This window comes from Aeromonas sp. TS_SC_11, assembly GCF_057318915.1.
The window spans coordinates 2,414,893-2,429,563 of the sequence record NZ_CM170470.1 but is presented as its reverse complement, the minus strand read 5'-3'; the positions used below and the strand labels follow the sequence as shown (position 1 = coordinate 2,429,563).

Here is a 14,671-nt window from a genome sequence, read left to right as displayed (position 1 = left end):
TCAGTCCAAGTGGGAAATGTCCCAAATATCGCGTAATAACCCGGAAGTTTTATGCTCTCAACACGTTTCAAAAGAGCCTCGGCAGCCCTGTTGCCGCTGCTCTGCTTACTCATCAGCCTCTGCGCCCCGCAAGCCATGGCGCAGGATGTGCCCCAACGGGCCAGCGTACAGCGGGCGCTCGATGCCCTCGGCAAGTCCGAGACCCTCACCGTCAGCCAGCAGGCCGACCAGAAGTTTCTGACAGACACCCTCAGCCTGCTCGACAGCATCGAGAAGGAACATGCCAAGGCCAAGAGCCAAACCCAACGCCTCCGCTCTCTGCCAGGTGAGCTCAGGGACATCAGCGCCAAACTCGATGCCCTGACCCAGAACAAGAGCGCCGAGCAGATCAAGAGTGAGTACGCACGCATGAGTCTGGCCGAGCTGGAGAGTCGCCAGCCCGAAGTCATTGCCAACATGCAGGATGCCCAGGAAACCCTCGGCACCATCGGCAGCCAGCTCACCAGTCTGCAAACCTTGCCGGAGCGGGCGCAGACCAATATGAGCCGTGCCTATCAGCGCAGCCAGGAGATACGCACCCGCCTCAACGTCGGTGACAGCGTCAGCACTGCCGAGAAGATGAAGCTGGGCGCAGAACTGGCCCTGCTGGAACTGCAACTGGCCAATCTGCAACAACAGCTGGATAACCGCACCAGCATGCAGGACTTGGCGGTCAAACAACGGGACTACCAGAATGCTCGCCTCGCCAACGAGGAGCAGAAGCTGCAACTGCTGCAGGAGCAGAGCAGTGCCAAACGTCTGGGGGATACCGAAAAAACCGCCGAGCAGACCGGTGAACTGGTCGCCATCGACGATAACCCGCTGGTACAAAAAGAGCAGGAACTCAACCATCAGCTCAGCCAGCAACTGGTCAGCGCCACCACCAATCTCAACAATCTGGTGCAGAAGAACCTGCAAGCCAAGAGCTGGCTGGAACGCGGCACCCAGACAGAGCGCAACCTGAACGAACAGGTACAGATGCTCAAGGGCAACCTGCTGCTCTCCCGCATCCTCTATCAGCTCTATCAACAGCTGGAGTCCGCGCCCACCTCTGCAGTCAAGAATCTGGAAGAGCAGATCGCCGATCTGCATCTGGCACAGTTCGAACTGAGCCAGCAACGTGACCAGCTGTTCCAGAAAACCCAGTATCTGGACAACCTGATCGCCAACAGCAGCGAGCCGGTCAGTGCAGAGGACAGAGCCAACCTCTCCACCCTGCTCGACACCCGCATCAGCCTGCTCGACCAGCTCAACCGTCAGCTCGACAGCCAGCTGACCAACGCCATCAGCCTGCAGCTGACCCAGCAGCAGCTGGCGCGGATCTACGCTTCCATCGAATTTACCCTGCAACAACACATCTTCTGGGTCAGCAGCAACAAACCCATCGATGTGAAGTGGTTCATCAACTGGCCTGCCCAGGCTTACAAGCAAGCCTCAGACTGGGTGCTGAAACCGGACTGGGACGGCTGGGGCGAGATGCTGCTGCCGGTTTCCCTGCTCGCCTTCCCACTGCTGCTGGTGGGTGGCCTGCTGATCTGGAAGCGACCCTCCCTGCTCAATCGACAGAAGCGGATCAACAAGGATCTGGGACGTTTTCGCCAGGACAGCCAGTGGCATACACCGCGCGCCCTGCTCTATACAGTGCTGCAGCGCCTGCCAGGCAGCCTCTTCATACTGGCGGCCGGTCTCTGGCTCACTTACTGTGGCCTGCTCAGCCCCAAACTGATTTTCCAGATCACCCTCAACCTTGCCCTCGGTTATCTGGTGTTCAGCGTCTACCTGGCGGTGATGCGCCCGGGCGGCATTGCCGAATCCCACTTCCGCATTCCGAAGGCAGAGTTGCAGGCCAAGCGCACCAGCATGCGCTACCTCTGGCTGCCGCTGCTGCCCCTCATCATGCTCTCTACCAAGGCAGTCGTAGAGCCTTCGTCGCTGGGCAACGATGTTGTCGGTCAGGCACTGACCCTGTTGCTGCTGGGCCTCACCACCTATCTGGTGTTCCCCATCTCTCGCACCATCATCAAGGGCGAGGGCAGCATGCAACAGTCGATCACAGCGGGCGCCCTGGCGCTGGCGCCGGTGGCACTGATGGTGCTGGTCGGACTGGGCTACTACTATACGGCACTGAAACTGACCGGCCGTCTGGTGGAATCCTTCTACCTGCTGATCATCTGGAGCCTGGTCTACCGCACCTCACTGCGTGGTCTGGAGCTGGCGGCCCGCCGCCTGGCCTACCGCCGTGCCGTGGCCAAGCGTGAGCACAAATCCCAGGAAGACGCGGAAGGTGGCGAGTCCATCGAAGAGCAGCCCATGGACCTGGAGGATGTCAGCCAGCAATCCCTGCGCTTGACCCGTACTGCGTTGCTGCTGGTATTCGGCGTCGCCTTCTACTGGCTCTGGTCTGATCTGGTGGCGGTCTTCTCCTACCTCGACAGCATGGTGTTGTGGCACCGCAGTGAAGGGAGCGGCACCAATGCCGTGCTCTTCCCGATCAGCCTGAGCGACGTGCTGATCGGCTTCCTCCTGCTCGGGGGCGCCTGGTCACTGGCCCGCAACCTGCCCGGTCTGCTGGAAGTGCTGGTGCTCTCCAAGTTGAACCTGGCCCAGGGTACCGCCTACGCCATCACCACCATACTCAACTATGTACTGATCGGCTTCGGCTCCCTGACCGCCCTCTCCATGATGGGCGTTCAGTGGGACAAGCTGCAGTGGGTAGCGGGTGGTCTGTCGGTCGGTATCGGTTTTGGCATGAAAGAGATCCTCTCCAACTTCGTCTCGGGCATCATCATACTGTTCGAGCGTCCGGTACGGATCGGCGACACAGTCACCATTGGCCCCTTCTCCGGTACCGTCTCCAGGATCCGCATTCGTGCCACTACCCTGACCGACTTCGACCGCAAAGAGGTGATCATTCCCAACCAGCAGCTGATGACGGAGCGGCTGATCAACTGGTCCCTGAGCGATACCGTCACCCGGGTGATCGTGCGGGTGGGTGTGGCTTACGGCTCGGATCTGGAGCTGACACGTACCCTGCTCAAACAGGCAGCCGATGAGAACAGCCGCGTCTTGAAAGACCCGGCCCCCATCGTCTACTTCCTCACCTTCGGCCCCAGCACCCTGGATCATGAGCTGCGTTTCTTCGTGAGCGAGCTCGGCGATCGCAACCCGGCCGTGGATGAACTGAACCGCAAGATCGACGCCCTGTTCAAGGCTAACGGCATCGAGATCGCGTTCAACCAGATGGATGTCTACATCAAGAACATGAAGGGCGAAGAGCAGAAAGTGGAGTCCGACTCCCCCCAGCCCCCCGCCCTGCCGGGCCCGCAGCCCGGCTGATGCATCAGGTATAAAACGCCAAAGGCCCCGTCATGGGGCCTTTTCATTGCCAGTCCCCTATCAGCCCAGCCAACTGGCTTTGCCTTCATGGCAACCCCCTGTGCCCGACCCGAACAAAAGAGCAGGCAAGATCCCAGGGGATGGGGATAAGATTGGCCTGCCGTTGCCCATAACCAGGAGTGAGAAGCACAATGCAGCAAGTCGTTTATGTCGCCAGCCCCGGCAGCCAGCAGATCCATGTATTTTCCCTAGCCGACTCGGGGGAGATGCAACTCTTGCAAGTGGTAAGCACACCGGGACAGGTACAGCCTCTGGTGATCAGCCCGGATGGAAAATGGCTCCATGCTGCCGTGCGCCCCGATTTTGCGGTGATAAGCTACCGGATCGACGCAGATGGCAAACTCGCAGAACAGGGCTCGGCCCCTCTGGCGGGCAGCGCCTCCCATACCGCTATCGATGCCAGCGGGCGCTTCCTGTTTGCAGCCTCTTATGCCTTCAACCACGTCACCGTATCCCCCATCGATGCCAGCGGCATTGTGCAGGTACCGCATCAGCAGCTGACCCCATTGATGACGGCTCACTCTGTTACCTTGCTGACGAACGAACGAGGAGAACAGGAGGCCTTGGTCGCCTGTCTCACCGAAGATGCCATCCGCCGCTTTATCCTCGGTGCTGATGGTCAACTGCTGCCCCACACCCTGGGGGACTTGCATACCGCCAAAGGGGCCGGGCCAAGACACTTGGCGCTGCATCCCGTCAATGGCGACATCTACTGCCTGAACGAGCTCGATTGCACCATCAACCGTTATCGGCGTGACGCGGGTGGCCAGATCAGGCAGCAGCAGAGCCTGGATATGCTGCCAGAGGGGTATCAGGGAGAGCGCTGGGGGGCGGATCTGCATGTCACGCCGGACGGCCGTTTTCTCTACAGCTGCGAGCGGGCCAGCAGCCTGCTGACCCTGTTTGGCATAGCTGAGCAAGATGGCAGCCTGACCGCCATCGCCCACTTCCCGACCGAGACCATGCCCCGCGGTTTTGCCATCGATCACAGCGGTCGCTATCTGGTGGCGGCCGGGCAGGCCTCTCACCAGGTAGCCATCCACAGTATCGATCCCGATAGCGGCCAGCTAACCCTTCTCACGCGCCATCCTGTCGGGGAAGGGGCCATGTGGGTGAGGGTACTGGCCTTGCCAACACAGTGAGATACAAGCAGTAAAAAGCCATGGCAGTGCCACGGCCTGGAATTGCTGTCTCGCTCTCTATCTCACTATCTATCTCACTCTGGCCGATCTAATCCCTGGTCACTTCACCCAGGAATTCGGTGAAGCGCTGCCAGGCTTTTGCATTGGCGTCGGCGCGGTAATTGTCCGAGCCAAACACACTGAATGCGTGGGGGGCACCGCTGTAACTGGTCGCCTCATGTTTGATGCCCGCACTCTCCAGCTCGGCGATGAGCGCGGCGAACTGACCGAGTGACACCGCCTGATCGGCGCTGCCGTGCTGAATGAGCAAATTCGCCCGGGTCTGCTGGTAGTCCTGCCCGGCCGGTGTCTCCAGTCCGCCATGCACACTGACTATCCCCTTCAGGCTGGCACCGCTGCGGGCCAACTCCAGCACAGCGGCACCGCCGAAGCAGTAACCGACGGCCACGGCATTATCCAACCGCCCACCCTGCCTGGCGGCCTCGGTCAAGGCCCCTTGCAACAGCTTGCGCATCTTGGGCCTGTCTTGGTACAGAGCACCGGTAAGCCGTTTTTTGTCCTCCATGGCGGTCGGCCTGACTCCAGCACCGAACAGATCGGCGGCAAAGACGTTGTAACCCAGCGCTACCAGCATCCTGGCTCGCTTGATTTCATACTCCGTCAACCCGTCCCAGTCATGTACCAGCACCACCAGCGGCGCCTGCTTGTCAGGGGCAGCCAAGTAGTAACCCTCGAAGGCTTGACCATCGACCTGATAGGGCACAGCCCCGGCCTGAACAGCGCCACCCCATAGCAGCCCAAGTAAAACCAGCATCCATCTTCTCTTCATCTTTCTCTCCCGGGTCATGAGCACGCGCTCTGATTGTAGCCGCCGCGCCTGACGCCGCGACCCCGTTCAGCAAAGCGGATATGCAAAGGGGCCACTCGTGAATGGCCCCTGATGATCGACAAACACATTATTCTGCTGATTTCGCCGCCCGATTGGCTGTGCTATCGGCATCTGTGACGCCTCATCATGACCATTGCTTCCACCAAAAACTCATACCCTGAACTGCTTGAGCAAGCTGTCGAGCTGGGCCGACAACTGGCGCAGGTCGCTGCTTGCCTCCGCTACCTGAGCCACCCGGGCGGCACTGTCATTATTGAGTCCGGCAATGCGATTGACACTGTTGCTGACCTCTTGCGCCACCGAATGCTGCTCTTCCGACGCCTGAGCGATATACATGTTCATCTCGCGAATGAGGCTGACCTGGGTCTTGATTTTCTCGACAGATACTTGCACATCTGCCGCTTCGACACCTGCCTTCGACGCTTTGTCCTGACTGTGCTGCATGCCGGACACCACATTTTGTGTCGCCTGTTGCAGCCGCTTTATGCTGGCACTGATCTCTTCGGTTGATTGCCGGGTACGCCCGGACAGGGTACGAACCTCATCGGCCACCACTGCGAAACCACGGCCCTGATCTCCGGCTCTGGCCGCTTCTATGGCGGCATTGAGCGCCAGCAGATTGGTCTGCTCGGCAATGCCGTTGATCACTTCAATGATGTTGCCGATGCTGCTGCTCTCCGTCGAGAGCGAACGGATCAGGTTGGCGACCCGCTCCACCTCTCCCACCAGTTGATGAATGGCCTCATTGGCATGGCCCGCCAGGTTGTAGCCCTGATCGACATAGAGGCTGGCTTCATCGGTCGCGCTTGAGGTTTTCACCGCATTGCCTGCGACCTCCTGTACTGCATGACTCATTTCGGTAATGGCGGTCGCCACCTGATCCAGCTCCGATTGCTGTTCATCACTGCCGCGGCGGGTATCGGTCGCCAGGGAATCGCACAGCTCTGCCGTTTGCAGTACACCGGCTGAGAGGGTGTTGATCTCGGCCACAGTGCCTTGCAGCTTGGCGATGAACTGATTGATATTGCCAGCCAGAGCCCCCATCTCGTCCTGGCGGCGGATCTTGAGGCGCTGCGTCAGGTCACCGTCCCCCCGGGCCAGGTCAAAAACGGCTGAGTTCATTTGATGCAAGGGCCGCAGCACGTTGCGATGAATAAGCACCATCAGCAACAATATGATGCAGATATCGAGCACCACTATCTGCCAGACAGTGGTGATGAGCAGTTGGCGAAGCTGTATTTGAATGGTGTCATCGCTGGTAAGCACCAGCAGTTTGGCCACAGTGTTCTGCTGGCCATTGTCGTCATACACCAGATCATGACCGCTATAGGCGGCGGTATCCGCTGGCAGCTGGGCGACCCCCTGAATGTCGCCAGCAGGTTCACGGGCAAACCCCGCCACCAGTTTATCTTTGTTCACTACCAACAGGGCGCTGAGCGCATCGGCGGCCAGCTCCGATTTCAGCGATGCCTCGATAAACGCCGACTCGTAATTCCATAGCGGGCCGGGCAAAGACAACTGCAGCCGGCTGATGGCCTGCTCGACCAGCGCGGCCTGTCTGTTATAGCTATCCGCTCTGGCTGCGCTGTAGTTGTAGCCGCCAAACAGCACCAGCAGCAGACTCACCGACAGGGAGGTCAGCACGGCAATCCTGAACTTCAGACTATTCCAATCCATGGTTCCCTCCCGACATCGATACTTGGCTGCGTCCTGGTGTTACTGGTACTTGGCATTGATCTTTTCGATGGTGCCGTCAGCCTTCATGGCGGCAAGGATCTCGTTGAGCTTGTTGATGAGATCATCCGGTGTCTCTTTGTTGAAGGCCAAACTCATTTGCGTTTCCTTGAACACAAATACCGGCTTGGGATTGGTGGTCTTCTCCTGATTGGCCAGATAAGGCGCCAGATATTCTCCTGTCGCCCACAAATCGATGCGGCCAGCCGCCAGCTTTTTCACGTTGGCCGTGTCATTGGCCGCCAGTTGCAGTTTGTCGAACCCCTGCGCCTTGAGGAACTCTGCCGCAGCATCACCGTTATAGCCGCCGACTGAATACTGCTTGGCATCTTCCAGAGACGCGATAGTGATATTGGAGCCAGGATTGGCAAAAAAGACCCAGTTATTGTTGACCAGAGGGCCAACCCATTTGAACAGTGCCTCCCGCTCGGGAGTCCGCGTCGTGGAGTAGAGTGCGTTATTGGGGGTACTGAGCGTGTCTTCATAGGCACGCTTCCATGGCATCATGCTCAGCTTGTATTCAACGCCGGCACGCTTGAGCAACTCTTCCACTACCTCGGTAGAGAGCCCGACGATCTTGCCCCCCTCCCCCTGCATGTTGAAGGGCGGATAATCCTCGGTCATCACATTCAGCGGTGCGGCCTGAACTGCGCTCATGACCAGTACCGAAGAGACGGAGAACAGGGCACTTTTCCACAACAGTTGATATGTCATTGCAACCTCACTTTGCTCATAACTCATCCCTAAATACCCGCCATTATCGATGACTGGGCTGTCATGACCCTGGCTGGGTCGCGCCGGCTTTCACGGTTCACCGCCTTCACGACACATGTGGCAGCAAGCAGATGGGGGGTTGGATCAGCTGTAGTAACGAGATAGTGGCTGACTTGGCTGACCAAAGGGTCAGGATCTGGTGATCAGGATGAGAAGTGGCTGCGCCATGATGGCCAGGGCTTGATGGGAAAATTGCCCAGTGCACTACCATGACAAGTTGTACAACCAGAGAGGCAAGGGACAAAAAAATGATTGAAAACACCCACATCCATTTTTTCATATTGCGCAGCATAACCTCAGAGCCAAACCTGTCCTTTAGCTAAGGTCACGAAAGCAGATACGTCAACACATACGCCAAATAGAGCGTTTAGTGCTGAAATGGTGCCAAATAACACCACAATGACCATGCCTCATTCATTGCCAGACCAAAAACAGGAAGCCACCCTGAGGTGGCTTCCTGTTTTTCACAGTGAGCGATAGCTCCCTTGCTTAATCCTTGGCGGCGTCCATCACGCCCTCTTCGGAATTGGCAGGCAGGATCAGGTTGAGCAGGATGGCGGCGACCGAGGCCAGACCGACGCCAGCCAGGGCGAAGTCACCGATCTTCATCTCCAGCGCGCCGACGCCCACAGTCAGGGTCACGGCCACGATGGCGATATTGCGCGACAGCCCCAGGTCTACCTTGGACTCCACCAGGGTCTTGAGACCGATGGCAGCGATGGACCCGAACAGCAGCAGCATGATACCGCCCATCACCGGCATGGGGATGGAGGTGAGCAGGGCGTTGAACTTGCCGAAGAAGGCCAGAATGATGGCAAACACGGCGGCCCAGGTCATGGTAACCGGGTTGAAGTTGCGGGTGATCATCACGGCGCCGGTCACTTCGGCGTAGGTGGTCACGGGTGGACCACCGATGAAACCGGCGAAGCAGACACCTATGCCGTCACCGGCCAGGGTGCGGTGCAGGCCAGGGTTCTTGGTGTAGTCCTGCCCGGTCACACCGCCGATGGCGAGTACGCCACCTATGTGCTCGATACAGGGCGCTATGGCCACCGGCAGCATGAACAGCGCCGCAGCCCAGTTGATCTCCGGTGTTTCAAAATGGGGCAGTGCCAGCCAGGGGGCATTGATCATGCCATCAAAACTCACGTGGCCCATCAGCACGGCAGAGACGTAACCGGCAATCACACCGCACAGTATGGGAATGAGCTTGATCCAGCCCTTGCAGAACACGGCTGCAATCAGGGTCACCGCCAGCGAGATACCCGCCAGGGTCAAGGCCGTGGTGGGCGGAACTACCTGCTCGGCACCGGCACGTCCCATCGCCATGTTGCAAGCGACCTGGGCCACCGAGAGGCCGATCACCATGATAACGGGGCCAATCACCACAGGGGGCAGCAGCTTGTGCACAAAGCCCATGCCACGCACGCGAATGAGTGCCGCCAGGATGAAATACATGAAACCGGCGGCAAACAGGCCAAACATGGTGGACGGCAGTCCCCAGGTCTGGGTGGCGTAAATGATGGGGGCGATGAAGGCAAAGCTGGAACCGAGGAAAATCGGGACCTGGCGGCGAGTGCAGAGCTGGAACAGCAGGGTTCCCACACCGGCGCCAAGCAGGGCCATGGAGGGGTTCAGTCCGGTGAGCAGGGGCACCAGAACCATGGCACCGAAGGCGACAAACAGGATTTGCAGCCCGGCGACACTTTGCTTGACTAAGGAAAACATGGATGTCCTTAATTTTTTGATAACTGACAGGGATATTTGACACTTTTCAGTTATCACAAGACTTTTTCAAGGCACGAAACGAGCCATAAGGCGTCACTTGTTACCTTTTACTGCTTGGGGAGGGCATGAAACTGGCTTTTTAGGCGGGATTCGTTGCTACAAGCATCGAGTATGCGATTTTACGCACTTTTGTGGCAGACGCCAATCGTTTTTCCTTCATGCTTATTGTGTTTATGATCAAAAGTTCCGACATCAGGGGGCGCTCTATAATGGATCCTGTGAATCAAGATGGACAAGGAGTCCCCATGTCACAGCCCCCATTCAAAGCCAGCCAGCGCAGATTACTGATCGGCTCGGCCATCGCACTCGCCCTGTTTGCGAACCCGTTCAGTTATGACTTCACCCAAAATGAGTGGCAAATGAATCAGGTCTATGCCAAGTCCTGCTTTATCGCCGGCACCCGCATCACGATGGCCGATGGATCCATCCGCCCCATCGAAACGCTCCGGGCCGGTGAACAGGTGCAAGATCAGCACGGCGGCAGCAACCGGATCCTGGCGGTCGAACGGGTCATACTGGGCAAGCGCAGGCTCTACGGGATCAATAATCTGCCTCCATTCTTTACCGCAGAGCACCCTCTGCTGACCACTCGGGGCTGGGCGGCCATCTCACCCGTCATGACCCGAACCGAAAACCCGCAACTGGCAGTGCTGCCGCTATTTACCGGCATGCAGATAATGTGTCGCCCGGCACCTGGCATGGTGACGGGCAATCTGGCCCTGCAACCCCAACCGGAATTACTGCTGGTTGAGTCGCTCTGCTGGATCGAGGCGCCTCCCACTACCGCACTCTTCAATCTGCTGCTCGATGGTAGCCACAGCTACATCGCCAATGATCTGATCGTTCACAACAAAGATGGCGATGGCAACAGTGGGGGAAGCGGCGGAGGCAGCAACAGCGGTGGAGGCAACGACAGCGGTGGTGGCAGCAACAGTAATGGTGGCAGCAACAGCGGCGGAAGCAGCGACAGCGGTGGTGGCAGCGACAGCGGTGGAAGCAGCGACAGCGGTGGAAGCAGCGACAGTGGTGGAAGCAGCGACAGCGGTGGAAGCAGCGACAGCGGTGGAAGCAGCGACAGCGGTGGAAGCAGCGACAGCGGTGGAAGCAGCGACAGCGGTGGAAGCAGCGACAGCGGTGGAAGCAGCGACAGCGGTGGTGGCAACGATAGCGATGGGGGCCGCGATGATAGTGGCAGCCAGGGCGAGCATGCTGGCGGTGAGCGACATGGCAGTGGTGAACAACACGCCGATGGCGATCACCATGGCGGGCGCGGGTTTGGCAATGGCATTGATGACAACGGTATGGATGCCGTTGATGCCAACGGCAACAAACTCAGAGGCGATGGCACCATCGATGACAACGGGGTGGATGCCGTCGATGATAACGGTGTAGATGCCGTCGATGCCAACGGCGGCAACAAACTCAGAGGTGATGGCACGGTCGATGACAACGGTGTAGATGCCGTCGATGCCAACGGCAACAAACTCAGAGGTGATGGCACGGTCGATGACAACGGTGTAGATGCCGTCGATGCCAACGGCAACAAACTCAGGGGTAATGGCACGGTCGATGACAACGGCGTGGATGCCGTCGATACCAATGGCAACAAACTCAGGGGCGATGGCACGGTCGATGATCGCCAGCAAGTGCTTACCGATGAGCAGGAGCGTGCGCTGCTCAACAACGGTTTTCGCCAACAGGGACAACCATGATGCGCTATCTGCTACCACTCCTCCTGCTCGGCCTCGCTGGCTGCGCCACGGTCGACACTCCGCCGCTTTACCATCAGATGGATAAGACAGATGTTCAACTGGCCAATCAGGCCCTCGCCAAGGCACTGGAAACCCGCACCAAAGGGCAAAGCCTCACCTGGTTCAATCCAGCCAACCGTCACTCGGGCAGCGTCACGCCGCTGCGTACCTTCCGCCATGCCAGCGGGGAGTGGTGTCGCGACTATCGCGAGCAACTCTATATCGGCAAGATGAGCCAGCAGTGGCAGGATACCGCCTGCCGCAATCAGGAAGGGCGTTGGCGGCCACTGCGAACTTAGTGCATGCCACGGGAATAAACGAAAGGGGGTAGCAGCGCTACCCCCTTGTCATCTTTACTGCCCCATGATCTGGTCAGTGGATCCGTGGTTATACCCGGCGATAAGGCAGGTAGAGCGGCTCCCACATGTGGCTCAGTATGTGCTGCTGCAGATCCTGCCCGATCAGCGGGTGGGACGGATCCTTGCGCACTATGTCTTTGAGCACGGCGGTCGCCACGTGGACCGAGATATTGCGCAACTCGCGAATGCGCGGATAGACGGAGCCCTGGGCCAGATCCTCCTCGTTCACGCACTCGGCCAGCGCGAAAGCCGCCGTGGTGAAGATATCCGGGCTGATTTCGCTCAGCTGGCTGACGATGGCCGCCAACCCCACGCCCGGGAAGATGAAGACGTTGTTGCCCTGTCCGATGCGGTAACTCTTGCCCTCGTAGTGCACATCATTGAACGGACTGCCGGTGGCAACGATCGCCTTGCCCTGACTCCAGCGGTAGATGTCTTCCGGCAGCGCCTCGCAGTTGGCGGTCGGGTTGGAAAGCGGGAACACCATGGGGTGAGCACAATGTTTTTGCATCAGCTGGATGTGCTCCTCCTTGAAGGCACCACCGGCACCACTGGTCCCCAGCAGCACAGTGATGGGCACATGACGCAACACATCCGTCAGATTCGCCTTGCCGGGGGCTTCGGTATCCCAGCCCGCCAGCAACAACCCCGGCTTGGCGTAACGGCGTTTGTACTCGTCAAGCCCTTCGCGGTTGTCGCACACCAGCCCCTGGGTATCCAGGATGTAGATGCGGTCGCGCGCCGCCTGGGGATCCAGCCCTTCACGGATCATGCCTGCGCAGATCTGATCTGCCACCCCTACCCCACCGGCACCAGCGCCGTAGACCAGGTAGTTCTGCTGACCCAGGGTTTCCCCTTTCACCTTGACCGCCCCTATGATGCCGGCCAGCACAACGGCCCCCGTGCCCTGAATGTCATCGTTGAAGGAGGGCAGCGCCTGCTGGTAACGGGATAGATTGTTGAAGGCGTTGGACTTGCTGAAGTCTTCCCACTGCAAGACGGCGTTCGGGAAATGGCGCTTGACCCCGGCCACGAACTTTTCGATGAAGTCGTCGTACTCCTTGCCACGGATCCGTCTGTGAGGCTGACCCAGATACATGGGGTCATCCAGCAGGGCCTGATTGTCAGTGCCCACATCCAGTGCGATGGGCAGGCAGCAGGCAGGGTGAATACCGGCCGCCAGGGTATAGAGGGAGAGTTTGCCGATGGGAATGCCCATGCCGCCCACCCCCTGATCACCGATCCCCAGGATCCCCTGACTGTCGGTCACTACGATAATGCGCACCGACTTGGCGTCCAGATGACGCGCCAGAGAGCCCATGTCCTCGACGTTTTTCGGGGTGATATAGAGGCCGCGCGCCTTCTGGTAACGGTGGCTGAACTCCTGACACGCCTTGCCGACGGTCGGGGTATAGATGATGGGGGTCATCTCCTCCACGTGACGGGACAAGAGGGCATAGAAGAGGGTTTCGTTGCGATCCTGCAAGGCACGCAGGTTCTGGTACTTCTCGATGTCGCTGCAGGCGCTCAGAAATCCCTGATACACCCGCTCCAGCTGGGCTTCAAAGGTTTGCACCTGAGGAGGCAGCAGGCCGTCGAGCTCGAAGTCGGCGCGCTCCTGTTCGGTGAAGGCGGTGCCCTTGTTGAGATTGCGATCGTTGAGCAGGTCAGTGCCTGTCAGTGCAACGGGGCGAAAATCCTGTCCCTGTGCATCTTTCCACAGCAGATATTGTCCGGTAGCCATAGTCATTCTCTTTGATTTACGTGAAGTTGCCGTTCGGCAGGAGAGCAAGACTCATAATGAAATCAATCATATGACGTTTAATCTTTCGGTTTTGTGAGCTTGGGCATACCCTGCGGCCAAAATACCAAGCCAAAGTGACACTCAGCCAGTGTTGCGACAAATGGACAAAAGTCATGCTAGGATTGCGGCCATTCTGACCATCCTTCACTGTCCACCAGCCAAGAGTGGTTTCTATATTGTTGATAGCCAAGCTTATTTCTCTGCGTCTGATGCTGCCGGTCTTGCTGTTGCTGACCATGTCGAGTCCCCCCGCCCTGGCCACGCCGCCCAGGGTGCTCAACATCATAGTCGGTGAATGGCCCCCTTTCGTCTCGGAGCAATCGAAACACTACGGCCCCGTGGCTCACCTCATCAGTGATCTGTTTCAGGAGGCAGGCTATAGCGTCAGATATCACTTTGCCCCCTGGGGCCGGGTCTATTCGCTGGCGGCAGGCAGCCAGCTCTATGACGCCACCGCTGTCTGGATGCACAAGCCGGAACGAGAGAAGGACTTTCTGTTCAGCGAGCCGGTATTGCAGGAACAGTTCGTCTTCTTCTCGCTCACGTCACGACAGTTGAACGCCGAGCGACTGGCACAGATTACCGGTTTGCGTCTGGGGGGCGACATCGCCTACAGCTACGGGCCCGAGCTTGATGCCATGGTGGCAGAGGGCAAGGTAAGCCAGCAGCGGGTCACCGACATCAAGCTCAATTTCGGCAAATTGCTGCGCGGCCGTATCGACCTCTATCCTCAGGAGCTGCGCATCGGTCTGACCGCACTGCGCAAAGAATTTGATCCGGCCACCGCAGCGACCATCACCCACAGCCAGACACCCTTTTTGCAAAACAACAGCTTCGTGATGTTTCCGCGCAAGATGCCGGACTCGGCCAGATTGCAGGCCCAGTTCAACCAGAAATTGCAGCAAGCCATCACCAGCGGACGCTATCAGGACTATTTCGATCGACTGGAACGGGGTGAATACCGAGATCGGGGCCAGCCCCGATCTCGGTGACAC

Annotated in this window: 10 protein-coding genes; 5 read left to right on the top strand and 5 right to left on the bottom strand. The window is 58.6% G+C overall.

Going from position 1 to position 14,671, the window contains the following annotated elements; all coding sequences use genetic code 11:
* Positions 1 to 51 precede the first annotated feature (51 nt).
* Together mscK and pgl are read left to right on the top strand one after the other, a co-directional pair.
* Positions 52 to 3,375: a mechanosensitive channel MscK gene (gene mscK, locus AC1P02_RS11430; protein ID WP_096118056.1), complete on the top strand. Its 3,324-nt coding sequence runs from the start codon at positions 52 to 54 to the stop codon at positions 3,373 to 3,375.
* Between the two features lie 191 nt (positions 3,376 to 3,566).
* Positions 3,567 to 4,577 carry a 6-phosphogluconolactonase gene (gene pgl / locus AC1P02_RS11425; RefSeq protein ID WP_485182243.1) on the top strand — a complete coding sequence of 337 codons (1,011 nt, stop codon included), beginning with the start codon at positions 3,567 to 3,569 and terminating at the stop codon, positions 4,575 to 4,577.
* An 88-nt stretch (positions 4,578 to 4,665) separates the two neighbouring features.
* On the opposite strand, the gene AC1P02_RS11420 is transcribed toward pgl, so the two are convergent.
* The 4 genes from AC1P02_RS11420 to AC1P02_RS11405 all read right to left on the bottom strand — a co-directional run bounded on the left by AC1P02_RS11420 (position 4,666) and on the right by AC1P02_RS11405 (position 9,702).
* Positions 4,666 to 5,406, bottom strand: a complete 741-nt coding sequence (locus AC1P02_RS11420; RefSeq protein WP_485182242.1) for a dienelactone hydrolase family protein — start codon at positions 5,404 to 5,406, stop codon at positions 4,666 to 4,668.
* A gap of 210 nt (positions 5,407 to 5,616) precedes the next feature.
* A complete protein-coding gene (locus AC1P02_RS11415; RefSeq protein WP_113721679.1) occupies positions 5,617 to 7,143 on the bottom strand; it encodes a methyl-accepting chemotaxis protein in 1,527 nt (508 codons plus the stop codon).
* A 39-nt stretch (positions 7,144 to 7,182) separates the two neighbouring features.
* Positions 7,183 to 7,914, bottom strand: a complete 732-nt coding sequence (locus AC1P02_RS11410; protein WP_485182241.1) for a substrate-binding periplasmic protein — start codon at positions 7,912 to 7,914, stop codon at positions 7,183 to 7,185.
* Positions 7,915 to 8,463: 549 nt separating this feature from the next.
* Entirely contained in the window at positions 8,464 to 9,702 is a 1,239-nt protein-coding gene (locus AC1P02_RS11405) for a uracil-xanthine permease family protein (protein WP_021139103.1), read from the bottom strand.
* A gap of 305 nt (positions 9,703 to 10,007) precedes the next feature.
* Between AC1P02_RS11405 and AC1P02_RS11400 the strand changes: the two genes are divergently transcribed.
* Both AC1P02_RS11400 and AC1P02_RS11395 read left to right on the top strand, forming a co-directional pair.
* Positions 10,008 to 11,474 (top strand): hypothetical protein, encoded by a 1,467-nt coding sequence (locus AC1P02_RS11400; protein ID WP_485182240.1) that lies wholly within the window; start codon positions 10,008 to 10,010, stop codon positions 11,472 to 11,474.
* Entirely contained in the window at positions 11,471 to 11,812 is a 342-nt protein-coding gene (locus AC1P02_RS11395) for an RT0821/Lpp0805 family surface protein (protein WP_282788955.1), read from the top strand. The genes AC1P02_RS11400 and AC1P02_RS11395 overlap by 4 nt, the downstream gene beginning before the upstream one ends.
* An 88-nt stretch (positions 11,813 to 11,900) precedes the next feature.
* Here the strand turns inward: AC1P02_RS11395 and AC1P02_RS11390 are convergent, their stop codons facing one another.
* Positions 11,901 to 13,616 (bottom strand): NAD-dependent malic enzyme, encoded by a 1,716-nt coding sequence (locus AC1P02_RS11390; RefSeq protein ID WP_021139102.1) that lies wholly within the window; start codon positions 13,614 to 13,616, stop codon positions 11,901 to 11,903.
* A gap of 236 nt (positions 13,617 to 13,852) precedes the next feature.
* On the opposite strand from AC1P02_RS11390, the gene AC1P02_RS11385 reads away from it, so the two are divergent.
* Positions 13,853 to 14,668: a substrate-binding periplasmic protein gene (locus tag AC1P02_RS11385; RefSeq protein ID WP_485182239.1), complete on the top strand. Its 816-nt coding sequence runs from the start codon at positions 13,853 to 13,855 to the stop codon at positions 14,666 to 14,668.
* The last annotated feature ends 3 nt before the right edge of the window (positions 14,669 to 14,671 follow it).